A 23,342-nucleotide genomic window follows, 5' to 3' on the forward strand; every position below is an offset into this window, starting at 1 on the left:
ATATAGTTGCCAGTTTCTTATTATTATAGTCGAAAGAGACTCACTTGCAAAAACACTTAAGACTGTGATGTAGGTACTCAGCTTCTCCTATAACAATATTTTTCACAGCATCGAAAAAACACCCGCTCCTTGTAGTTTGATAACCTACTGAGCGGGTGTTCAATATTCGTATGATTTAGATGCTTGCCAAAAGAGCACGGGTTTCTTCGCCGTACTTTTGAAGCAGTTCCTTCGAACCATAAAGGCCGCTGAAATCTTCGACGCCGAGGTAACCTTCGTAACCAACTGCTTTCAGATCAGTTAGCACTTGCTTCCAATTTACAACACCTTGGAAGTTAGGCTCCCAATAAGAAGTCCAGGCTTGAGAGCCGTCTTCACGAACTTCCGTTTTCTTCCAACCTGTATTTTTGATGTGAACATGAGCCAGATAAGGTCCGAGAATTTCCAAGCCCATACGGAAATTTTCATATCCTTCATGTACCATGTTGCCCGGATCGAATAATACGCCGATATGCTTTGGATCAAATTGACTTACCAAACGATAAGCGCCTGAAACACTTGCGGTAATCGTATTATGATGAGTTTCCACCAAGCACTTCACGCCATACTGCTTAGCTAGCGACTCTACGCCCTTCAGGTACTCAAGCTCAAGTGCATACAGCTCGTTAAAATGCTGCGTGCCATTGTATGCCGGTACGCCTACACGAATCGTCTCTGCACCCAGCTTTTGCGCTACTTGCAGCACACGTTCTGTACTTTTTAAATCACCTGGCTGCAAATAAGGGGTAACACTTACTGTTTTCAATCCGTTATCTTGAGCTGCACGAGCAAAGCGCTCCAGCTCAGCATCGGTTGCTGCTGGGTCAATGGAACATAGATTTCTCCGCCAGAAGGAAGGTTTTTCCTCCAAAGCATCTTGTGGAATGTCTTTAAAACGCCATTCAATACCATCAATACCTGCTTCTTTGGCTGCTACGGCAAGCTCTTCAGGTGTCAAATCCGGTGTAACTACAGTAAAAACAGATAATTTCATTAGAGTAACCTCCAGCTTGTATTGAACTTTTGCCACTATTGAAATTATAACAGGCAATTAAAAATATATCTATGTTAACGTGAACATTACAAATATTCTGAAATATCTGATTGTATTGAGCATCTCTTTGCGCATATGATAACTTTATATCAACCAATTGGAGGTGCTGTTATGTTCCCATCCTTTTTCATGGCTCATGGCGCACCGACACTCGTACTGGAGCACCATCCGTACACGCGTTTTCTGAGAATTCTTGGTGCACAGATACCCAAACCCGAAGGTGTTGTCATAGTGAGTGCCCATTGGGAGAGCCCTAGACAATTAATTTCAGGAGCTTCCCAGTTGGAGACACTCCATGATTTCTTCGGCTACCCGCAGGAACTATACGATATAACCTATCCTGCTGCTGGAAACATTGTGCTGAGCCTTCATATCCAGCGACTCCTTGCATCCGAAGGGGTTGCCTGCTCTATAGACGATTCACGGGGGCTGGACCATGGTGCTTGGGCGCCCCTTTCACTGCTGCTTCCACAAGCAGATACGCCCATAGTAGCTCTTTCCGTGAACCCTCGCCTGGTGCCGGAAGAACAATATCGAATCGGTAAAGCACTTCTGCACTTAAGGCAGCAAGGCATTCTAATCATTGGCAGCGGAGGCACCGTGCACAATGCCGGCTTATTAAGCTGGGACTCCAAAGATGCAGAGGATTGGGCTATCGAATTCGATCAATGGATTGCGGAGCGAATTCATATTTGGGATTTGGAAGCTTTATTTGATTATGAGAACCGCGCGCCTTTTGCTGCCAAAGCCGTGCCAACCAAAGAACATCTTGCTCCACTGTTTATTAGCATGGGGGCCGCAGATCGCATGAGAAAAGCTACTCTCCTCCATCAACAATATCAACTGGGTACATTAAGCTTAGGGTGCTGGATGTTCAGTTAAATCTCCTATTGAACGGAACCAATTATGAAATGAGGGAAAGCTTTGTTCAACAAGCTACAAGGAAACGCCAGAGGATGCATGCTGTATGAGCCGATGTTTCTATTGCCGTACAGCCTGTATTTGACCTATGCCTCGGTCTATATGCTGGAGCTTGGCGTAAGCGAAACGCAGATCGGTTTACTTACGTCCCTCGGACTTATGCTTCAAATATTCACTTCACTAATAAGCGGATATTTAACCGACCGGATGGGCCGTAAAAAAGCATTGATGATTTTTGATTTCGTGAGCTGGAGTACAGCGACTCTGCTGTGGGCTGTTTCCCAAAATATTTGGTTTTTCCTGGCGGCAGCCATCTTTAACAGCTTTCAAAAGGTTCCCAATACCGCATGGTATTGTCTGCTTGTTGAAGATACGAAGCCGGATGAACGCCCGCATATTTTTAATGTCCTTCAATTGATCAATATAATATGTGGATTATTTGCTCCTCTCGGCGGGCTTCTTGTCAGCCACTACGGTTTAGTTCCCGCGAATCGAATCATGTACTTGATTGCTTTTGTAAGTATGACATTGATGTTTATAGGTCGTAATTACGCCACCCATGAAACGGAAATGGGGATTCGCAAAAGTCAGGAGCAGGGTCCCTTTCAGCCCCGCATTATCCTGAGCGATTATTGGCAAGTAGTGAAAATGGTTTTCGCCAATACACCGCTGCTGCTCCTATTCGGCATTTATATTCTGTATCAGTTTCAGCTTAATATGCGCAATACCTATCTTTCCATACACCTTGTGAAAGCGCTTAATTTTAGCGAAGCTTTTATAGCCTGGTTTCCTGCCGTCACCTCTGTGTCCATGCTGCTGTTAATCTTGTACGTGGTACCGCGAATTAAACCCGTCCATGTAAACCGGTATATGGTTATGGGGTTCCTTTTATCGGCCGCGGCTATGGTGCTGCAGATTGTGGCGCCTGTCGAAGGCACTTTTTGGATTGTCGGAAGCACCATTCTATTCGCTGTAGGCACTATTATTACATACCCTTATCTGGAAGCCTCCGTTGCCAATGTCATACAGGATGAAGAACGTGCCAAAGTGTTTTCCATTCTATCCGTCATGATTTTAATTTTCGTTTCCCCATCTGGCGTTATAGGAGGCTGGTCATACGCTATTAACCCACGGCTGCCATTTGTTTTGATTGTTATCTCGTTTGTCGCGAGTGCGCTGCTGATGTGCTGGTTTATGAGAAAACAAGCCACGATAGCTGCTGCTGAATCAAATACAGGTTTCTAACCTGCCTGCTTTTCCATTTTCGCTATGTCCTATGAATCATTTATCTAAATGATATTGCTCGGTGCACACTTTCACCATGTATCTGATGAAGCTCTGTGTCTGTGCTGCGCGTTCAGCAATAGAAGGGAAATATTCGTTCTCACTCATCCCTTGACGAATTCGCATAGCTTCATAAATAAGGGCGTGCCATTCAGGCGGGAGTGTCTGCATTAGATAGCGGCCACCTTGATCCTTGGTTACCACAGATTGGTGTTCAAGAGTGTAGGCAATCCGTCCTAACGTCAATACTGTATCATCTACCCAATTGTCCTGTAAAAACAACTCATAGTTATCCGCTTTTTCCGTCCAGTACGTATGTAAATTATATTTCATCGCCTTCAGCAAATCTGGCCACCCGACATGAATATCCAGATCACTAACCTCGGGTCCCAAAAGTGTCAGACCATGCTTCTTTAAAATCCATAAAGCCGTATCGTCTATCTGACCTTTTGTAAGTCCCCTGTTCTCGCCATAAAAATATTTCGGAAACTGCTCCCGCTCCAATGGAGCGGTTTTTCTTAGATGATCCAGTGTTGTATATTGGCCCTCCATAACGCTGTAATAGTCATGTTTGCTCTTCAAATGTTCATGGAGGAGATCTATTCGATTAATTTCATCCGATGTTAACGGTCCGGATACAACGGTAATAAAATCAATGTCGCTTCTACCGGGAATAAATCCACCCAGAGCTATTGAGCCCTGAAGGTAAACTCCATAAACAACTTCCGGTATATGCGAGGAAATCAGCTGTACATAGTCCTGTAACAGCGGGAGTATAACACTGGGAACTCGTGGTAGCATAGTGGTCACCCTTCCTCTTTTCTCAAACAGATAACTGCACCTGTTCCAATTCTATCATATAAGAAAAGCTTCTATTCGAAGCCCTCTCGAAGAAGATACATTCGTGTCTAAGCGGTGGCTTTTCTTGCAATATTAGAAAGGTTAACCTCCGGTTCAAACTTATACTAATATTATAAAAAAGGCTCAACCTCAAAATCAGTGCTTGATCCTCATTCGAACATCGGTCCTCAAAAAAACCTGCAAACATACAGTTATTTTCTAACAAAATTGCTGTTGCGGGAACATACCTGCAAAAATACATCAATTTTCATGGAAGACTCTTGGATCCAGCTAAGAATGAAAAAATAACTGCACATTTGCATGAATTCAAGAAGACTGCCGACATGCAAGCCAAAAGGATGTATAAAAGCAGGTTTTAGGAAGAGGTGCTGGCTTCGAATCGAATAATTCGGATAATGTCGTGTGTGCTAGCATGGCCGTTCTTAAAGTTTGGTGCTTCAACTGAGTAGGGCACGGCACGGAGACAAAATCGAATGACTTCATCAAGCGCTGATTTTATTTTTGAGCCATAAGAAAAGCTTTTTTCTACAAAGAAAAGGACAGGAAGCATTCCTCTATAAGGGAATACTCCTGTCCTTGTTTGTACCGTATGAATTACTATCGTATTATGCTAATTGCGGCTCTACCCAAGCCATCATATCCTGCAGCGGTTTAAAGCCGACTATTGTGGATACCTCTACACCGTTTTTGAACAGCTTCAACGTCGGGATACTCATGACGCCATATGTTCCTGGCGTTTCCGGGTTATCGTCAACATTCAGTTTGGCAATCGTCAACCGATCTCCCAGCTGGTTGCTCATTTCCTCCAACACTGGAGCAATCATTTTGCAAGGACCGCACCATGGAGCCCAGAAATCAACCAGCACCAACCCGTCCTGTGCAATCGTTTCTTTGAAATTATTATCTTCTACTTTTATTAATGCCATAGCGCATCACTCCTACAATAAATTTAGTTTATCCAACTTCATTTAAACAGCCTTTGAGCCTCGTTAAACACATTCATTATTTATATGGTAAACATGTAGCATGTTTAATCAATTTTTACTCTGCGAGCCCAGCTCCCATTTCCATTGCCATTATGCTTGCCTTTACCGGCGGAGCCGCGAGCCTTCTCTTGAGCGATTCGGAGAGCGGCAGCCAATTCGTTAAACCATGCTTGGTCACGCGTCATTAGAGCCAAATCCATCAGGCTTTGCAGATCATTCACCTCATTAGGCACATAATCATCCAGCTTTTCGAGCTTCGATAAAGTACCTTCTATCCATTCGCCTACGGCCTCATCATGATCGCTTTGGGTAACATACACCATCACTTTGCCGTTTCCGTTGATAGACTCCAAATACCCTATAAATCTTTCATCTAACAAAGAAGTACCACTTACCCAATCGCCAACTTGAACCGTTTGTTGTTTTGCCCATGCCATACTTGCCACTCTCCCTTCCTAATTTCAAAACCGAACTGATACTATTTAAGTAACAGTTCAAAAACAATTGTGCAATTCATAACACCTACACACCTAATAGTAAGTAAATGACTTACTACAAATACTACCTCCAAAACTGAAACAAATCAAGTAACAGTTTAACTAGAGAGAAAACGATAACACCATCCTCAAGGAATTACAGGTAAGATAGAGCTGAGCGAATCACCATTCTATACTCAACTATTTAGCTGCTTTCTCCCGTACCTGCTTAAGCACATCTTGAATAGTGGATGCATTAAAATAATCAATCAGATGCTTCTCAGCACCTGCAAATAATTGATCCATCACACTCGCCATGTTGCAAGCAACCATACAATCCTGTTCCACATCACCAGAGCACCAATTCGGTTTCACGGATCCCATCGAGGTCAGACGATAAATCTCTGCAAGTGTCACTTGATCGGGAGCACAATTCAACAAAAACCCGCCGCCGGTTCCTTCCTTCGCCGCCACATACCCTTGCTTCCGCAGCAGCGCCATCACTTTACGAACTCTTGCAGGATGGGTACAAACATTATGGGCAATCATATCACTCGTTGCCATATGATCGGGTCTATAAGCAAGCAGGACCAAACTATGAACCGCTATAGTAAACTCGCTATTCATTGAATGCCCTCCTTACTCTGTATGGCTTATTGCAGCTAAGTTATACTGTTATTATAATTATTACAGTTGATGATGTCAAGCAGATTTGTACTGAAACCGGCAGAGGATTATTGTACGAGTCAAAAAATGAGCGAAAAACAGAACCATTTTCAAAAATACCGTTAATCCTGTTCTCCCAATTGCCGCGCTTGTTTTCCTCTGCCACACCATTATGATTTATCTTGTGCTTTCTTCTTTAATCTCATAGGAGGCAAACGTGATTTCTTTAAATTCCTCTCTCCAAGGCGAGCATGATGGCATCGAAGCATACAGATCATTCGCCCTGTTAAAGTATAGCGACTGTACGATTTTACAATACTCTATGCACCCTGAATCCGCTATGTATTGCAGGCATGCCAGCTTATGCTTAAGAAATTGCTCCGCCGATAAATCTCCTTCATAAAATTGCTTCAATATTGGAAAATCCTGATCGCCATGCTGTAGAAGGAATATAATTGGCAGCGTGCGTTTCTTTTGGAGCAGATCATTTTTCAAATCAAATCTCATAACGTCCTTCATATCATTCTCAATTTGAGCCATAATACCGATACAGTCAGCCAACTCGTTCATTTGTGCGATTGTCTCTTGAGAGCAGTTCTCTACAAACGCATAACCCATATAGCAAGCAAGCTTAATCAATGAGCCTGATTTCTCCCTAACCATAACCAAGCAATCCGCTTCCATAGTAACGCTACCGTTCAAATCCTTCTGTTGGCCATTGATCGCTCCCGCCAGAATGCGGCTAGCTTCCTCTACGAGGTTTGACGACCCGCCATAACTTTGCTGAAGCCTCCCCATTTCACCCATAAATATCGTTTGAAATGCGAGCAGCGCGTTTAAAGTAAATTGTGGAGCACAAGTCATCCATGGTTTAGCCGTATTATCCTGATCCTGTAGATCATCAACTATATCCAGAGCTAGAATAATTATTTCACTAAGGGCGGCCACTTGACCAATATGAGAGAATGTCCCCCCCAGCATTCTGTGACTATATTCCGTAATCCTAGACCATATGCTGTTCTCTGAAGCCTTCTCTTGTACAAACTGTTTGATTAGAATATTCAGATCATTGGAATATATGTATTCATCAATAACCCGGTATATTTCCTCTACCACATAACGATCCATATTATTCACCCCACTTCTAAGTATAATATTTACTCTGGACAAACTTCTCTATAGCTTGCGCCTTGGATTTCACTTCCATTTTTTCATAGATTTTTTTCAAATAATTATCGACAGATCGCTTGCTTACGTAAATCTCATTGGCAATTTGTTCATGTGTTGCGCCTCTTACCAGCATAGCCATAATTTGGACCTCGTCATTGCTCAGCATAATCTCATAAGGGGAATCGCTAGCCACCAGCCTCATATGACGATAAACAGAAATCGGCAGTGCTGTATATCCCTCTATAATGCAATATACCATGTTACGTACAACATTCTCACTGGATTCCTTGGAAATAATTCCACTTACCCCTAATTCTAGCAAATGGTTATACATATCGGCTACATCGATTCCTGTAAAAATAATAACATGGGTTTTCGGATACCTCTCCTTGATTTGTTTAGCAACGGCACTTCCAAATTGATCCGGAAGATGGTAATCCAGAAAAACAATGTCCGGTTGATTCAGCTCGATAAAATCCAAACACTGCTTCCCGTTACCGGCATTACCTATGACCTCTATTCCTTCAATTTGCTCCAAAATGGCCATTGTTGCTTTAACCATGACCGGATGATCGTCAACAATTAGAACTCTCAGAATGCTCCTCATGCCGTCAAGACCCTTCTCAGCGGTAATGTGATCCACACTGTCATCCCTGTTCCCCGATTTGCCGCCACCTCAAGATGCCCGTTTAGATGCAGGACACGACTTTTCATTTGTTCCATTCCCATACCTGATGCTCCAATTTGCTTCTCTACTTCAGACTTTGGTGTAAACCCTATCCCATCATCTTCGTACAGCAGCCGAAAGGAATCCGCCTCCTTTGTTATACGAATACTCACTTTAGATGCTTCTGAATGCTTCTTCGCATTATTTAACAGCTCCTGTATGATGCGAAAAACATGACGTTTGGTTTCCATATCCCAGAACTCTATCATTTCAGCCCCTTGGGCACTGAATTCCAAATGAAACGGAAGTAGCGCACCTTCTTGTTCAACGACCTTAGTCACCGTTTGAATAAGTCCGATCTCATGAAGCAGATGGGGGTTCAATTCAAAGCAGCTCTGGCGTAAATTAGTGTTGATAATTTCAACATAATCGATGATTCCGCTCATTTTCTCAAGCTCTTCTGCCTGAAAAGGATAGCTATTTAAAATAGCGGCGAATCTTTTCTTCAGAAAAAACAAGTCCTGCAGCGTAGTATCATGCAGATCGGTGGCAATACGTCTGCGCTCCGTCTCCTGCAGCTCAAACATCAGCTTGCGGAACCACATGAAATCCTGCGCCACTTGCTCATTGGGCATTTGAGACGCCAAATGCTGTAATCGCACATTCAGCTTCCCTATTAAATGTAAATTTTCCAAGCTTACCGCCAAATACGAAATAATCAAATTCAACCATTGTAATTCCTCTTGCCCCAGAAGCGTGTTCGTTCTTTTCCTTGTGATGATGAGGTAGCTCGAGTATTCCTCATGACGATTGATCTCTATGCACGAATAGGATGGATGGTCCCATGCCCCTGATGCTGCCATCCGTTCAACTTCATCAGACTGAATGTCTCCTGTGATAACCGTCTCCACGCTGTCATTGTACTTAAATACGATAGCCGCCCCGAATACTTCAAGCGTATTAACCATATCAACCAAAATAATATCCTTCAGCTCGCGGAAGCTGGAAATAGATCGAAGCTTTGTAGCTATGTTTTTCAATGCATTCTGCAGATGGTATTTGCGTGGAAACATAATTTTTTGCAGCTTCGTGGTTAAGTATTCATATGAATAAAGCACAGACGAAATAATGACAACTGAGAAAATAAAGCTTAGGAGGATGTGTGTGACAGACGTTTCACTTTGAAAAATAACCAAATTCAATGCTGCTATAGCTATGCTTGGTACAATGGATAATAAAATTGTAAACACTACACGGCGCAGCACAATATCGATGTCGTATAATTGCTTGGAAATAATGAGATAAGCAAAGGAAATAGGAAAGAACAATACAAACCATGAACTATAGTAAGGATTTACCCATTCGTATCCCAGAAATAGTCGGGGGATAAATGAAAAACAAGCAAACGGGAAAAATGAAATATTTAAACTCCACCAAACCGTCTTAATTATGGCAGACAAATTAGATCTTTCTTTCCTGTATTTAAAATAATAAAAAGTAAGAAACGAGAATGTAGCAAAGAGCCCTATTAAGAAGACTGATATGACGAGGTTAGTAGCAAATTGATAGTAATAGTAAGTCCAGGGTGGAATCAAGTAAGTTACATGTGGCAATAACACAATAAGAACTATCCCGTATAAATAGTTTAAGAATCTCTTCGGAGGTTGTATACTTCCCCTTTCTTTTAGGAAAACAACCAGAAAATAAAGAAAGAGAATTGGCAACGTCATCATAAGTACATTAATAAATAATTTGCCTAAGGAGTCTCCTCTAACGGAAGCGCCAAGGCTCGCAAAAATAAACCCAATGTTCAAAAAAACAAGTGATAGAAATCGGCCTGACAAGGAATTACGTACCTTTAAGTAAATCATGCTTGCAAAAATAAGGCATAAAATTTCTCCTAAAACGGGAAAAAAACCTGTACTTGCAGTCGAGCTTATTTTTTTGGTCAATACTTCAATCTGCTCGCCATTACGAGATACTACAATTCTTTCTGCTTGCTCAATCGCTCTCCATTTCTTAACAGTAATGTAATCACCCGGATCTTGTCCATCCACCTCTTTAATAATATCACCAACCTGCAGATTTAAGTTCAAGCTGGCGCTGTCCGTGTCTAGTTTCCGAATAATATATTGGTTATTCTCATCCTTTATCAAAAGAACACCTAAGAAAGGATATAAAAATGTAAGATAAACAAACCAAATATGAATGGCGATTAGCAAAGCTATACCGATTCGAATATAAATTTTCTTATTAATTGGAATATTCCCCCTTGCAATTCACAAATTTCTGGTATAATAGAAATGCACATAATATGTAAATATTTGTCGGAAGCGAGGTGATAATCATGCAAAGCATAACTTACTCACCAGGACTTACTAACGCAGTTCGTTCGCTTAAGCAATTTGATTCACAACAACTTGTTGCTCTCTTCAAAGATTCAAAATGGTTTGAAGCTTTCTCATTGTCCGCAGAAGAAGGCACTAGCTTAATGAAGCTTTTTGCAAAGCCATCAAGTGATCGCATACAGAAATCAAACAATATAGACGGCTGGAGCTAATATTACTTCTTTATTTTACCAAATGAAAAAGAGATTGCATATCGGGACTTGTCCGATTTTGCAATCTCTTTTTCATATTTTGTCACATAAAAGTAAATAAAGATGCAAACAAAATGTGCATAAATGCAAACATTTTGCACAGCGTTGGAGTCCCTTTTATTTTATGATATAAGTATATATTTTACATTTGTGGAAGATTACATGAATGACTTATAGACATAGAATGAAGGGAGTAAGGGATAATAGAATGTATGACTCGCTTAAAGATACAGATTTGGTTAACTCATATGTAAATGCTGTAGGAATGAAGCTCGACCAAGATTTCATAGACATGCTATTCGCTGAACTCAAACGGAGAAAACTGCAAATAATAGCGAAACAATCTTTCACTTCCAGCACTCCTAATGATAAATCATATATACAGCCATCCGAAGGTGAGAAATCTTAACCCAACTGCAGCAGGAACAATAATCGCTCAACGCAAAAACGTCCTTTGACTCCACTGGAGCAGGACGTTTTTTTAAATAACAACACGCCCGCAAGGACAACTACAAATAAAAGCTGGATTCCTTAGTGTAAGGAAATCCAGCTTTTGGTCTAATTTATTATACCAATGCTTTCTTAGCTATATCCGAACGGTAATGCTTACCATCGAACCGAATACTATCCGCAGCAGAGTATGCTTTCTCACGTGCTTCTGCGATATCTTTGCCGAGCGCGGTAACGCCTAGTACACGGCCTCCGTTAGTTACGATCTGACCGTCCTTCAACGCTGTTCCAGCATGGAACACCTGAGCATCCTTCACATTATCCAAGCCTTCAATTGGAAGCCCTTTTGGATAAGAGCCAGGGTAACCCTCCGAAGCCAGAATTACGCATACAGCTGCCTCGTCACTCCATTGGATATCCATTTGCTCCAGGTGACCGTTCACTGCCGCCAAGAAAATATCAAGAAGGTCGGTTTTCAACCGCGGCAGCACAACTTGAGTTTCCGGGTCGCCGAAGCGCGCGTTGAACTCAATGGTTTTGGGGCCTTGCGGCGTTATCATAAGCCCTGCAAACAGCACGCCGCGGAAAGAACGGCCTTCGCTGACCATCGCTGCTGCGGTCGGCTTAATGATAGTCTCAATCGCTTCATCGATGACAGATTGAGGAATATGCGGCAGCGGCGTATACGTACCCATGCCGCCTGTGTTCGGGCCTTTGTCATCATCGAACACAGCCTTATGATCCTGCGCAGGCACCATAGGGTGCACAACTGTACCGTCCACAAAGGACAGGATAGACATTTCTTGTCCGCTCAGGAACTCTTCGATCACAACCTGATCTCCGGAAGCTCCGAAAATTTTAGTAACCATGATATCATGAAGCGCCTTCTCGGCTTCCTCCATCGATTGAGCAACTACAACGCCTTTTCCGGCCGCCAAGCCATCCGCCTTGATAACGATCGGAATTTGCTGCTTATGCAAGTAGCTTAACGCTTCATCGTAGCTTTCGAAGGATTCGTAGGCTGCGGTCGGAATGTTGTACTTTTTGAACAAATCCTTGGAGAATACTTTGCTTGCCTCAAGAATCGCCGCATTCTTCCGCGGACCAAACACTGGAATTTTCTTTGCCTCCAAGTGATCGACAATACCTTCGGATAACGGATCATCGGGCCCGATAACGACCAAATCAATGGAGTGGTCCAAAGCGAATTCCCCAATCTCCTCGAACTGATTCACTTGTAGGGGCACGCATTCCGCAACCTCAGCAATACCTCCGTTACCCGGCGCACAGTACAGCTCCCGAACCTTGGGGCTTTTTTTCAAAGCCCAACAAATCGCATGCTCACGGCCTCCGCCGCCAATGACTAATACCCGCATTCCGTGCACCTCCTACTTGTTAATAACCCGCATTTCCGTCTGTCCATTATCGATAGAGATCGTTTTAACCAGCAATGAAATTTTATTTTCTTCATTCAAACGGTCCCAATAGGCATTTGCCGTTTGCTCTATATCGTTGTACACAGGTACAAGCACAGGCTCTCCATTGAAGGATGGCAGCGGATTGCCGTCTTCAGAATAAGTATGAATGCAGTGTCCAAAACCAGGGATGCCCTGTTCATAGTGGAAAAACTGGCGAAGCGTTTGCTCCGGATTGCCTGCATTCGTTTTTAAGATCGACAGCTTGTATTGGCACTGCTTGTTATTCAAATCAACTAAACCAGATATCCGCGGCGTGTAGTTAGGCGCATCCGGCTCAAAGGTCCGTGTAGTCAAGGCTTGCTCGAAGGAGCCCCCGCTGTTCAATGCATCGTAAATAGTATCAGTCTGGTCACCATTCGTTACAATGTGTGCACCATCCGTATATCTCACAGGATAATAAATAATAAGGGACGGGTCTGTAAGCTTTGCCGGATCCTTAGCTTCCGTACGTAGAAAACCATTGTCTTCCTGTACAAAAATCCGGTTGCGGCTGTTTTCGCTGCGCCCCATAATCCAATATACTTGAACCAAGCGTGTGCCATCCGGCGTTAAACCAATAACAATTCCGCGTCCTGGATAAGGATTTTGTTTCAGTCCATCCAAGTTATGTTCAGCTGTACTGCTCCATTGTGCTGTTGCCGTCACGATTAGTTCCTCCTTAGAGTTTTGGCTTGAGCCAAAACTTTTTTCGTAAGCTAGTTCGAGTTTCGCTTTTTACGATACTTTCTTTATATGCCTGTACTTAGTTTCGGCTCTTACCAAACTTTTCTTCGTAAGCTTGTACTCGTTGCCAAGTGAGCTTGAATTATAAATTAGTTAAAGGTTGCTGCATAAGCTCTATCTTCTAATGATGGAACAAACGCACGCCTGAATAGGTCATGACCATGTCATAATCATTAGCTGCTTGTACAACCTCTTCATCACGCATGGAGCTGCCAGCCTGTACAACATACTTCACGCCGCTGCGGCTCGCACGGTCAATGTTATCGCGGAATGGCAGGAATGCATCCGAACCGTAGGTAACACCTTGCAGCTTATTCAACCACTCGCGTTTCTCCTCACGTGTCAGACGTGCCGGAACTTCCGAGAAGCAGCTTTCCCAGCTTGCGTTTTCTACAGCAGTAACTTCATCCTCCAGCCAAAGATCGATCGCGTTGTTCTGCTCAGCACGGGATAAGCCCGGACGGAACGCCATCGAAAGCGCTTTGGGATGCTGGCGAAGGAACCAACGGTCCGTTTTATCACCGGCTAGACGAGTACAATGAATTCTGGATTGCTGTCCTGCACCAATACCTATAGTTTGACCATCAAGGGCATAACAAATGGAGTTGGATTGCGTATATTTCAAGGTAACCAAGCTAACAAGCATGTCGCGTTTGGCTGATTCCGGCAAATCTTTATTTTTCGTAACAATATTAGTCAGAGCAGATTCGTCTATCACTGCATTATTGCGCTGCTGTTCTAAGGTCATGCCGAATAAATTGCGCTTTTCAACAGGATTCGCCACGTATTCCGGATCGATCTGCAAAATTAAGTAACCACCGTTTTTCTTTTCTTTCAAAATTTGCAAAGCTTCCTCTGTATAACCAGGTGCAACAACCAAGTCGGATACTTCGCGTTTCAGCAATCTGGCTGTGGAAGCATCAACAATATCGCTAAGCGCCGCACAATCACCGAATGAGGACATCCGATCTGCTCCTCTGGCTCTAGCGTAGGCTGTTGCAAGTGGAGACAGCTCCAGACCCTCTACGAAGTAAGCTTTAGCCAACTCAGGGCTGATCGGTGCATAAACCGCTGCTCCAGCCGGACTAACATGCTTAAATGAAGCGGCAGCAGGAAGCCCTGTTGCCTGTCTAAGCTCTCTTGCAAGCTGGTAGCTGTTAAGAGCGTCCAACAGATTAATGAAGCCAGGATCGCCATTTACTACCGTTAGAGGCAGCTTGCCGTTCTCACTGTAGATCTTTGCTTCCTTTTGGTGCGGGTTCATGCCATAGCGTAAATGAAGCTCGTTCGAGTTACTCATTGGTTTATCCCTTCCTAACTGGTTATAGTGATATTCCCTTGCAATTGAACCTGTCCTCTAGCAATTCGTTCTATGACTTGAGGCAGCAGCACATGTTCTATCTCATGGATGCGCGCAGCCAAGCTTTCTTCCGTGTCCTGAGGTGTAATTTCAACGCTCCTCTGAGCGATAATTGGCCCTGTATCCATACCGCCATCAACGTAATGTACCGTAACTCCGGTCACTTTTACACCATAATCCAGCGCTTGTTTAATAGCATCCAAGCCGGGAAAAGACGGCAGCAGCGACGGGTGAATATTAATCAGACGTCCATACAACGGCTCGACCAGCACATTTGTAATAAGACGCATATAACCGGCCATCACTACCAAATCGATCTCAAGCGCCTGCAGCCGCTCTAATATTTCTTTTTCATAAGTTTCGCGGTCTGCATAGTCCTTCGGGCGAAACACAAACGCAGGCACCCCTAATTGCCTCGCTCGTTCCACCACTTGAGCCTTCGGTCTGTCACATACAAGAAGCTCGATGCGAACATCGAGCCTCGGATGCATGGGCGAGTCGGTGACAGAGTCACCAGCCAACCTGCCTGCATTCACCGCATCCGCGATAGCCTGAAAATTCGAGCCGCTACCGGACGCGAAAACGGCGATGCGAAACGGTTTCGTCATACTACCGCTCCTTGAAACGTAACAATCCTCTCACCGGCTGTTACCCGACCCAGTGTGTATACTTTTTCTCCGTGCTGTTCAAAAATTGCTTTGGCTTCCGCTGCCTGCTGCTCGGATACAACAATAACCATACCGATGCCCATGTTAAAGGTACGGAACATATCGTTATTGCTAATACCACCCTCTTGCTGCATCAGCTGGAAAATTGGCAGAATCGGCCATGAGCCGTAATCGATATCCACATTCACATCATCTGGAAGCATACGCGGGATATTCTCGATAAAACCGCCACCTGTGATATGCGCCAGTCCTTTAAGCTGTACCTTCTCCAAAGCTGCAAGAACGGACTTCACATAGATCTTGGTCGGTTCCAGAATCACATCGCCCAGCTTACCGCCCAGTGCATCTACGTGATCATGCAGGCTGTAGCCTTTTTCCTCAAGCAGCAGTCTGCGAACTAGCGAGAACCCATTGCTGTGTACGCCAGTGGAAGCAAGGCCGATAACTACGTCGCCCGGTGTGATTGTTGAACCATTGATAATCTTCTTCTTGTCCACTACGCCAACCGTAAAGCCTGCAATATCATACTCGCCTTCGGAGTACATCCCTGGCATTTCGGCCGTTTCGCCACCGATTAAAGCACAGCCGGATTGTACGCAGCCATCGCTAATTCCTTTGATGATCGACTCGATTTTTTCTGGAATGACTTTATCGCAAGCCAGGTAATCCAGGAAAAATAGCGGCTCTGCACCTTGTACGATAATATCATTCACACACATAGCCACAGCATCAATACCAATCGTATCATGCTTATCCATGGCAAAAGCAATCTTAAGCTTCGTACCCACGCCATCTGTACCTGAAACGAGCACTGGTTCGTCGTATTTATCCTTATTCAAGCCGAAAAGCCCGCCGAATCCACCCAAATCCGTCATCACTTCGGGACGGAAGGTTGTTTTCACGTGCTTTTTCATACGTTCTACGGCTTCGTTGCCTGCCGCTATGTCGACTCCGGCCTTCTTATATGCATCCGACACTGGGAATCATCTCCTTTGGGTTTTGATTAGAGCAGTAATTCGACCGCCTAAACCGGCTCCGTTCTGTGTGCCGCCTGCGGCCGCTGTTGAATGCGTGTTCCCTGATTAGAATAGGACGTAGCAACACGCATTCAAAGGCGGCTCGTAAACTCTCCGGCTGGCACACAGACCTCCGCCTTGCCGGCGATCAGCTGCTTTAAAAACAAAACGCACGCAACAACCGTGCGTTTTATAGGTTTGGGCGGGGATGGCGCATGCCACCCAGCCATTTATTGTTACTCCACACAGACAGGAGTGTGTGTGGAGTAATGATGGAGGGCACGTGCAAGTGCTCCATCTTGCAACACTAACTGGAAAAACTCCCGCTAATTTCTCCCTAATACGGCCTGTAAGATGATTTAGCTGGAAAACCTACTGCTAATTATGCCAAAATCCGCCTCAACACAAGGAATCAGTCAAATTAGAGGTAGAAATTCCTGTTAATCCTCGTCCATTCAAAAAAATGAACAGATTAGCGGTACCTTTTCCAGTTATTTTTTTGAAGACCAACAGCAGCCAGTAATTTGATGTAGAGTTATTACATTTGGCGCCAAATCCAATATATATTACCAAATAAACTGCAAATTTCTATATTATCAATCAACACTTCTGATCCTTAGCACAACTATTTAACCAACCCACACTTCAGATCTCAGCGCGACCATTTTACCAATCAACACTTCTGATCCTTAGCACAACTATATAACCAATCACACTTCTGATCCTCAGCGCAACTATTTTACCAACCCACACTTCAGATCTCGGCACGACTATTTACTAAATCAACACTTCAGATCCTCAGTACGACCATATTACCAATCCACACTTCTGATCCTTAGCACCACTATTTTACCAATCAACACTTCTGATCCTTAGTCACAACTATTTTACCAATCAACACTTCAGATCTCGGCACGACCACTTACTAATCAACACTTCTGATCCTTAGCACCATTATATTTCCAATCAACTTCTGATCCTTAGTACAACTTTTTAACCAACCAACACTTCAGATCTTAGCACCACTATACTACCAATCACATTACAGATCCTTAGTCTCCAACTATATTACCAACCATTCCTGAGGCCAGGCTCTTAGTCACACCCACAGCCGATCTCTGTCTCTTCGGTGATGCGAGTAGGGTAGCTGTTGTCGAAGCAGGCTGTACAGTGGCCGCGGTTCAGCTCCACATTCGGACGGCCGATGGAGCCCAGCAGGCCGTCCTTGCTCAAGAAATGCAGCGAATCGGCGTTGATCGCCTGGCGAATTTCTTCGATCGACTTCTGCGCGGCGATCAGTTCCTTGCGGTCCGGCGTATCGATGCCGTAGTAGCAAGGATTCATAAACGGTGGCGAGCTGATACGCACGTGGACTTCAGTTGCTCCCGCTTCGCGCAGCAGGTTCACGATGCGAAGGGATGTCGTGCCGCGAACGATAGAGTCATCGATCATGACGACTCGTTTGCCGGCTACGATGCTGCGCACCGCGCTCAGCTTCATCTTAACGCCCTGCTCACGCAGCTCTTGGCTCGGCTGGATAAAGGTCCGGCCTGTGTAGCGGTTTTTGATCAGCCCCAGCTCGTAAGGGATGCCCGTCTGCTCAGCATAGCCGATAGCCGCTGAAATACTGGAATCCGGCACGCCGGTTACAATATCAGCGTCAACGAAGGCTTCAAGCGCCAGCTGACGTCCCATCCGTTTGCGTGCGGAGTGGATATTGATTGAATCTATATCACTGTCTGGACGCGCAAAGTAAATGTATTCCATAGCACAAATAGCACGTTGCTTGATTGGTGAGAAGCGATCCTCAACAATCCCGCTTTTCGTATCAATCACGAGCAGCTCGCCTGGTTCTACATCACGATAGTAAGTACCTCCTACCGCGTCGAATGCACAGGTCTCGGAAGCAAACAAATACGCGTTCCCCAACCGTCCCATTACAAAAGGACGCAAGCCATGCGGATCCCGCGCAGCAATCAGCTTATCCTTTGTTTGAAACAAGAAAGCATAAGCTCCGTCTACTTTCAACAGCGCTTCCTTGACTGCCAGCACGATGTCATCGTGTTTCGAGCGTGCTATTAAGTGAGCTACTACCTCTGTATCACTTGTTGTTTGAAAAATAGAGCCTTGGTTCTCAAGGTCCTGCTTAATCGCCGCTGCATTGGTCAAGTTACCGTTAGTAGCGATCGCAAGATCGCCGCCGCGGTATTTGAAAATAAGCGGTTGTGCGTTAGCTAGCTTGCTCTCACCAGCTGTCGAATAACGAACATGGGCAATCGCCGAAGTACCGACTAAGGTACTCAAGGTATCGTTAACGAATACTTCTTTGACCAAGCCCATTCCACGGTGATATTTAAAACCAGCACCGTCTGCTACGCAAATACCTGCGCTCTCTTGACCACGGTGCTGAAGTGCATGCAATCCGTAATAAGAAAGTGATGCTGCCTCGGAGTGACCGAACACCCCGAAAACACCACACTCCTCGCGAAGCTTGTCAAACAGCCCATCATGGCTGTTGATTCCATCATTATAGAAACGTCCTGTCCATAGCTCTTGCGATGTCTTTATTTCATCAGACATGGAATCGCATCCTTCCAAACCTTTTCTAATTGAGTAACTTCCGCTTGGATGACTGGTTTAGCGTTAACTTGGATTAGCAGATCTTTTCCTTGGACTTGACCTAATTCTTGATAGGAGACTCCTTGCTGTTCGATCAACTGCTTTAACTCAGCAGCCTTTTCCGGAGATGCGCTTAACAATATACGTGACTGACTTTCGCTGAACAATGCAATATCATTGCGCAGTTCTGTGTTGAAGTTGACTTGAGCGCCTAGACGACCGCTCATGCAGCTTTCCGCCAACGCCACTGCAAGCCCGCCTTCGGACAAATCATGTGCAGAAGCCACAAGGCCTTTTTGAATAGCGCCAAGAACGGTATCCAGCAGCTTTTTCTCAACATCGAGATCAATTTGCGGAGGACGTCCTTCAGTTACGCCATGAATGACATATTGGAACTCACTACCACCGAGCTCTGCTTTCGTGTCGCCGAGCACGAGAATGATGTCGCCCTCTTTTTTGAAGCCTTGAGTTGTAATATGATCTGTATCATGAACGAGTCCGACCATACCGATAACCGGTGTTGGATAAATCGCGCCTTTGGAATTTTCGTTGTACAAGCTTACGTTTCCTCCGATAACCGGAGCATTCAGCTTGCGGCAGGCCTCGGAAATACCATCAGCCGCTTTCTCAAGCTGCCAGAAAATTTCCGGCTTTTCCGGACTTCCGAAGTTAAGGTTATCCGTGATGGCCAGCGGCTCTCCGCCGGAACATACGTTATTACGAGCTGCTTCTGCTACTGCAATCATCCCGCCCACTTCAGGATCCAGGTAGACGAAACGTCCGTTGCAATCCGTGGACATGGACAATGCTTTGCGTGAGCCTTGAATCGTCACTACCGCAGCATCTGACCCTGGACGAACCGCTGTGCTGGTACGCACCATGTAGTCATATTGATTATATACCCATTCTTTGCTAGCTACTGTAGGGGAAGATAATACTTTATTTAAAGCGCCATTCAAATCCGTTACTTCCGCATAGCGATTTGTATCTACAGACGCATTCTCTACATAATAAGCAGGTACTTGAGAAGGCTTGTTGTAAACCGGGCACTCATCAACTAACGCTGTAACAGGCATATCAGCAACCATCTCGCCGCCATGGAACAGCTTCAAACGGCCGTCATTCGATACTTTACCAACCTTCGCGCAATGCAAGCCCCAACGTTCAAAAATAGCTCTCGCCTGAGCTTCATCCTTAGGCTCAACAACGAACAGCATCCGCTCTTGGGATTCCGACAGCATCATTTCATAAGGCGTCATGCCAACCTCACGCTGCGGCACTTCGTCAAGGTACAGTTCCATACCATTGCCGGCTTTACTTGCCATCTCAGCGCTTGAGCATGTAAGACCCGCCGCGCCCATATCCTGAATACCGAGTACGATACCGGAATTAATCAAATCAAGACAAGCTTCCAATACCAGCTTCTCCATGAACGGATCGCCGACCTGCACCGCAGGACGTTTCGCTTCGGATTCGGCTGTCAGTTCCTCAGAAGCAAACGTAGCTCCATGAATACCATCGCGTCCAGTTGCAGGACCCACGTAAAACACTGGGTTGCCTACGCCTTTAGCAACACCCTTCTGAATCTTGTCATGGTCGATAAGACCAACGCACATTGCATTAACGAGCGGATTACCTTCGTAGCTCTCATCGAACATGACTTCGCCGCCAACCGTTGGAATACCTATACAGTTGCCGTAGCCTGCGATCCCTGAAACTACATGCTCGAACAAATATTTAACGCGTTCATTTTCCAGACGGCCGAAGCGCAAGCTGTTCAGCAAAGCTACTGGACGTGCGCCCATGGAGAAAATATCACGAATAATGCCGCCCACACCTGTTGCCGCGCCTTGGAAAGGCTCAATCGCCGAAGGGTGGTTATGGCTTTCTATTTTAAACACAACGGCTTGGTTATCACCGATATCAACAATCCCTGCGCCCTCGCCAGGACCCATCAATACGCGAGGACCTGTGATTGGAAATTTGCGAAGCACCGGCTTCGAATTTTTGTAAGAGCAATGCTCAGACCACATAACGCTAAAAACACCGATTTCCACATAGTTCGGTTGGCGACCCAGGAACCCACAGATTTTATCAAACTCTGCATCGGTAACGCCCATTTGTTTATATATTTTCTGCTCCGCGATTTGCTCTGCGGTTGGTTCCTTAGCTGTTAACTGCTGCGCCATGCTTTTCCCTCCATGTGCTCAAAATCGAAGTAAACATCCGTTTGCCGTCCGCCGAGCCCAACAGCTCATGAATCGCGCGCTCAGGATGCGGCATCATGCCAAGCACGTTGCCCGCTTTGTTGCAAATTCCCGCTATATCATCAACGGATCCGTTCGGGTTATTACCCGCTTCATAACGGAACACGATCTGGTTATTAGCTTTAAGCTCTGCCAGTGTTTCATCGTCACAGTAATAATTGCCTTCACCATGTGCGATGGGAATATTGATCAGTTCACCTTGCTTGTACTCCGCCGTGAATGGCGTATTCGTATTTTCTACCTGCAGCATAGCCGCATGACAACGGAATTTAAGGGATTCATTACGCAGCATCGCCCCCGGCAGCAAGCCGGATTCGAGCAAAATTTGGAATCCGTTACAGATGCCGATAATATATTTGCCTTGCTCAGCCGCTTGAACCAATGCAGTCATAACTGGAGCAAAACGTGCGATTGCGCCGCAGCGCAAGTAGTCCCCATAAGAGAAACCTCCGGGAACGATAATGCCATCATATTTAGATAAATCCGTTTCGGTATGCCATACATATTCAACAGGTTGGCCGATCGTTTCTTCAACTGCTTTGTAGCAATCAATATCACAATTGGAGCCTGGAAACACCAGTACTGCGAAATTCATCACATGGTCCTCCTTCACTTTGGTTGCTGCCTTTTATATTCCGTTTGCCAAGTCTTAAACCAATTCGTAACGGTAATCTTCGATAACGGTATTAGCCAAAAGCTTCTCGCACATTGCTTTCACACGTTGCTCAGCTTCAGCGCGATCGCTTGTACCAAGCTCAAGCTCCAAATACTTCCCTACACGCACTTTGCCCACTTCATCAAAACCCATAGAATGCAGCGCGCCTTGTACCGCAACTCCTTGCGGATCTAGTACGCTTTGTTTGATCGTTACATAAACGGTTGCTTTTAACATTGAGGTGAATCCTCCTAGAGAGTGGGATTAAGTTAAAAAAGCCAATGTTTTCCGAAAAGGGAAGGGATGCACGCTGTAAGCTTAACCTCAGAAACAAGTTTGCAAGCAAACTGTCCGGCACATTCCCTATCTCTCAACCTGCTTTTTAAAACTTGTTTTATATAAAATAGAAAAAATTACATGTCCAAATCTCACTGCCACCTTACGAATCATGGCTGCTGTTCCAATTACTATTTATTTCACCAAACGCTCAAGAATGTTTCTGTAACGGCGGGAGGTTTCCTCTACTACTTCAGATGGCAAAGGATCCGGCTCGCTGTTTTTATCCCAATTGGTACTGGACAGATATGTCCGTACAGGCTCTTTATCCATACCGTCGATCTCAATATCGTAAGCGTAGTTTTCCTTGGCCCAGAAACGGGAGGAATCAGGAGTGAAAATCTCATCAATCAAAATGATTTCTCCATCAATCAAGCCGAATTCAAACTTCGTATCTGCTAAAATAATGCCGCGCTCCTCACAAAATTGACGAGCGAACTCATACAGCATGATGCTTTTTGCTTCCAGCTGCTCCGTCAATTCAGCGCCAACCAGCTCTTTCATCCGCTCGATCGAGATATCCTCGTCGTGGCCGACATCGTTTTTCGCTGCTGGCGTGAAGATCGGCTTGGCGAAGCGTTCGTTTTTGCGAAGGCCTTCCGGCAGCTTATGCCCGTTGACTTCGCCGGTTTTTTCGTATTGGCGCCATCCGCCGCCAGTAATGTAGCCGCGCACCACGCATTCGATGTCGATGCGCTCAGCCTTTTTCGTGACCATGAAGCGGTCCTTCATGATCTCGCGGTCTGTTACGATGTCACCCAGCTGGTCAACATCAGTGTGTACCACATGGTTCGGCATCAGATGAGCCGTTTGCTTAAACCAGAAAGCGCTCAAGCTGTTGAGCACATTGCCTTTATCCGGCACGGCTGGCGACAGCACCCAGTCAAAAGCCGAGATGCGATCCGTTACTGCGATCAAGTAATGCTCTCCCAAATCGTACAGCTCGCGAACCTTGCCTTTGTAAAGCAAAGGCGCTGTAACGTAGGCTTCGGCGCTCGATATTGCTTTTGTTGAGACCATTGTCCGTGGTCCTCCCCTGAGATTATG

Annotated in this window: 22 protein-coding genes; 4 read left to right on the forward strand and 18 right to left on the reverse strand. The window is 45.0% G+C overall.

What is annotated here, in order from left to right; all coding sequences use genetic code 11:
* Positions 1 to 175: 175 nt before the first annotated feature.
* The gene (locus tag NV381_RS35065) at positions 176 to 1,033 is read right to left on the reverse strand and encodes a sugar phosphate isomerase/epimerase family protein (RefSeq protein ID WP_258217913.1); all 858 of its coding nucleotides are present in this window, start codon (positions 1,031 to 1,033) and stop codon (positions 176 to 178) included.
* Positions 1,034 to 1,204: 171 nt separating this feature from the next.
* Between NV381_RS35065 and NV381_RS35070 the strand changes: the two genes are divergently transcribed.
* Positions 1,205 to 1,975, forward strand: a complete 771-nt coding sequence (locus NV381_RS35070; RefSeq protein WP_258217914.1) for a DODA-type extradiol aromatic ring-opening family dioxygenase — start codon at positions 1,205 to 1,207, stop codon at positions 1,973 to 1,975.
* Between the two features lie 42 nt (positions 1,976 to 2,017).
* Complete coding sequence (locus NV381_RS35075) at positions 2,018 to 3,259, forward strand: MFS transporter (protein ID WP_258217915.1); 1,242 nt, start codon at positions 2,018 to 2,020, stop codon at positions 3,257 to 3,259.
* A gap of 36 nt (positions 3,260 to 3,295) precedes the next feature.
* On the opposite strand, the gene NV381_RS35080 is transcribed toward NV381_RS35075, so the two are convergent.
* From NV381_RS35080 to NV381_RS35110, 7 genes are all read right to left on the reverse strand, one after another.
* Positions 3,296 to 4,099, reverse strand: a complete 804-nt coding sequence (locus tag NV381_RS35080; RefSeq protein WP_258217916.1) for an aminoglycoside adenylyltransferase domain-containing protein — start codon at positions 4,097 to 4,099, stop codon at positions 3,296 to 3,298.
* A 665-nt stretch (positions 4,100 to 4,764) separates the two neighbouring features.
* On the reverse strand, positions 4,765 to 5,085 hold the full coding sequence (trxA, locus tag NV381_RS35085) for a thioredoxin (protein WP_258217917.1): 321 nt from the start codon (positions 5,083 to 5,085) through the stop codon (positions 4,765 to 4,767).
* Between the two features lie 104 nt (positions 5,086 to 5,189).
* Positions 5,190 to 5,582 (reverse strand): hypothetical protein, encoded by a 393-nt coding sequence (locus NV381_RS35090; protein WP_258217918.1) that lies wholly within the window; start codon positions 5,580 to 5,582, stop codon positions 5,190 to 5,192.
* 240 nt (positions 5,583 to 5,822) lie between these two features.
* Complete coding sequence (locus NV381_RS35095) at positions 5,823 to 6,248, reverse strand: RrF2 family transcriptional regulator (RefSeq protein WP_258217919.1); 426 nt, start codon at positions 6,246 to 6,248, stop codon at positions 5,823 to 5,825.
* A gap of 216 nt (positions 6,249 to 6,464) precedes the next feature.
* Positions 6,465 to 7,415: a polyprenyl synthetase family protein gene (locus tag NV381_RS35100; protein WP_258217920.1), complete on the reverse strand. Its 951-nt coding sequence runs from the start codon at positions 7,413 to 7,415 to the stop codon at positions 6,465 to 6,467.
* A 16-nt stretch (positions 7,416 to 7,431) separates the two neighbouring features.
* Positions 7,432 to 8,064 carry a response regulator transcription factor gene (locus NV381_RS35105; protein WP_258217921.1) on the reverse strand — a complete coding sequence of 211 codons (633 nt, stop codon included), beginning with the start codon at positions 8,062 to 8,064 and terminating at the stop codon, positions 7,432 to 7,434.
* Positions 8,061 to 10,280: an ATP-binding protein gene (locus tag NV381_RS35110; protein WP_258217922.1), complete on the reverse strand. Its 2,220-nt coding sequence runs from the start codon at positions 10,278 to 10,280 to the stop codon at positions 8,061 to 8,063. Before NV381_RS35110 ends, NV381_RS35105 begins: the two co-directional genes overlap by 4 nt.
* Positions 10,281 to 10,471: 191 nt before the next feature.
* On the opposite strand from NV381_RS35110, the gene NV381_RS35115 reads away from it, so the two are divergent.
* Both NV381_RS35115 and sda read left to right on the forward strand, forming a co-directional pair.
* Positions 10,472 to 10,684, forward strand: coding sequence for a hypothetical protein (locus NV381_RS35115; protein ID WP_258217923.1), 213 nt, complete (start codon positions 10,472 to 10,474; stop codon positions 10,682 to 10,684).
* A gap of 247 nt (positions 10,685 to 10,931) precedes the next feature.
* Positions 10,932 to 11,132 carry a sporulation histidine kinase inhibitor Sda gene (gene sda, locus NV381_RS35120; RefSeq protein WP_258217944.1) on the forward strand — a complete coding sequence of 67 codons (201 nt, stop codon included), beginning with the start codon at positions 10,932 to 10,934 and terminating at the stop codon, positions 11,130 to 11,132.
* A gap of 157 nt (positions 11,133 to 11,289) precedes the next feature.
* Here the strand turns inward: sda and purD are convergent, their stop codons facing one another.
* The 10 genes from purD to NV381_RS35170 all read right to left on the reverse strand — a co-directional run bounded on the left by purD (position 11,290) and on the right by NV381_RS35170 (position 23,315).
* Positions 11,290 to 12,549 (reverse strand): phosphoribosylamine--glycine ligase, encoded by a 1,260-nt coding sequence (gene purD, locus NV381_RS35125; RefSeq protein WP_258217924.1) that lies wholly within the window; start codon positions 12,547 to 12,549, stop codon positions 11,290 to 11,292.
* 12 nt (positions 12,550 to 12,561) lie between these two features.
* A complete protein-coding gene (locus tag NV381_RS35130) occupies positions 12,562 to 13,299 on the reverse strand; it encodes an IMP cyclohydrolase (protein WP_379366891.1) in 738 nt (245 codons plus the stop codon).
* A gap of 196 nt (positions 13,300 to 13,495) precedes the next feature.
* Positions 13,496 to 14,674, reverse strand: coding sequence for a phosphoribosylaminoimidazolecarboxamide formyltransferase (locus NV381_RS35135; RefSeq protein ID WP_258217926.1), 1,179 nt, complete (start codon positions 14,672 to 14,674; stop codon positions 13,496 to 13,498).
* A gap of 14 nt (positions 14,675 to 14,688) precedes the next feature.
* Positions 14,689 to 15,342, reverse strand: a complete 654-nt coding sequence (gene purN / locus NV381_RS35140) for a phosphoribosylglycinamide formyltransferase (protein ID WP_258217927.1) — start codon at positions 15,340 to 15,342, stop codon at positions 14,689 to 14,691.
* The gene (gene purM, locus NV381_RS35145; RefSeq protein ID WP_258217928.1) at positions 15,339 to 16,379 is read right to left on the reverse strand and encodes a phosphoribosylformylglycinamidine cyclo-ligase; all 1,041 of its coding nucleotides are present in this window, start codon (positions 16,377 to 16,379) and stop codon (positions 15,339 to 15,341) included. Before purM ends, purN begins: the two co-directional genes overlap by 4 nt.
* Positions 16,380 to 17,513: 1,134 nt before the next feature.
* Positions 17,514 to 18,998 (reverse strand): amidophosphoribosyltransferase, encoded by a 1,485-nt coding sequence (gene purF / locus NV381_RS35150; protein WP_258217929.1) that lies wholly within the window; start codon positions 18,996 to 18,998, stop codon positions 17,514 to 17,516.
* The gene (gene purL, locus NV381_RS35155; protein ID WP_258217930.1) at positions 18,983 to 21,226 is read right to left on the reverse strand and encodes a phosphoribosylformylglycinamidine synthase subunit PurL; all 2,244 of its coding nucleotides are present in this window, start codon (positions 21,224 to 21,226) and stop codon (positions 18,983 to 18,985) included. The genes purF and purL overlap by 16 nt, the downstream gene beginning before the upstream one ends.
* Positions 21,204 to 21,899: a phosphoribosylformylglycinamidine synthase subunit PurQ gene (gene purQ / locus NV381_RS35160; RefSeq protein ID WP_258217931.1), complete on the reverse strand. Its 696-nt coding sequence runs from the start codon at positions 21,897 to 21,899 to the stop codon at positions 21,204 to 21,206. The genes purL and purQ overlap by 23 nt, the downstream gene beginning before the upstream one ends.
* 54 nt (positions 21,900 to 21,953) lie before the next feature.
* Entirely contained in the window at positions 21,954 to 22,196 is a 243-nt protein-coding gene (gene purS / locus NV381_RS35165) for a phosphoribosylformylglycinamidine synthase subunit PurS (protein ID WP_171656641.1), read from the reverse strand.
* 234 nt (positions 22,197 to 22,430) lie between these two features.
* Positions 22,431 to 23,315, reverse strand: coding sequence for a phosphoribosylaminoimidazolesuccinocarboxamide synthase (locus NV381_RS35170; RefSeq protein ID WP_258217932.1), 885 nt, complete (start codon positions 23,313 to 23,315; stop codon positions 22,431 to 22,433).
* Positions 23,316 to 23,342 lie beyond the last annotated feature (27 nt).

This window comes from Paenibacillus radicis (ex Xue et al. 2023), assembly GCF_024722015.1.
In the GTDB taxonomy this organism is placed as follows: Bacteria; Bacillota; Bacilli; order Paenibacillales; family NBRC-103111; genus Paenibacillus_S.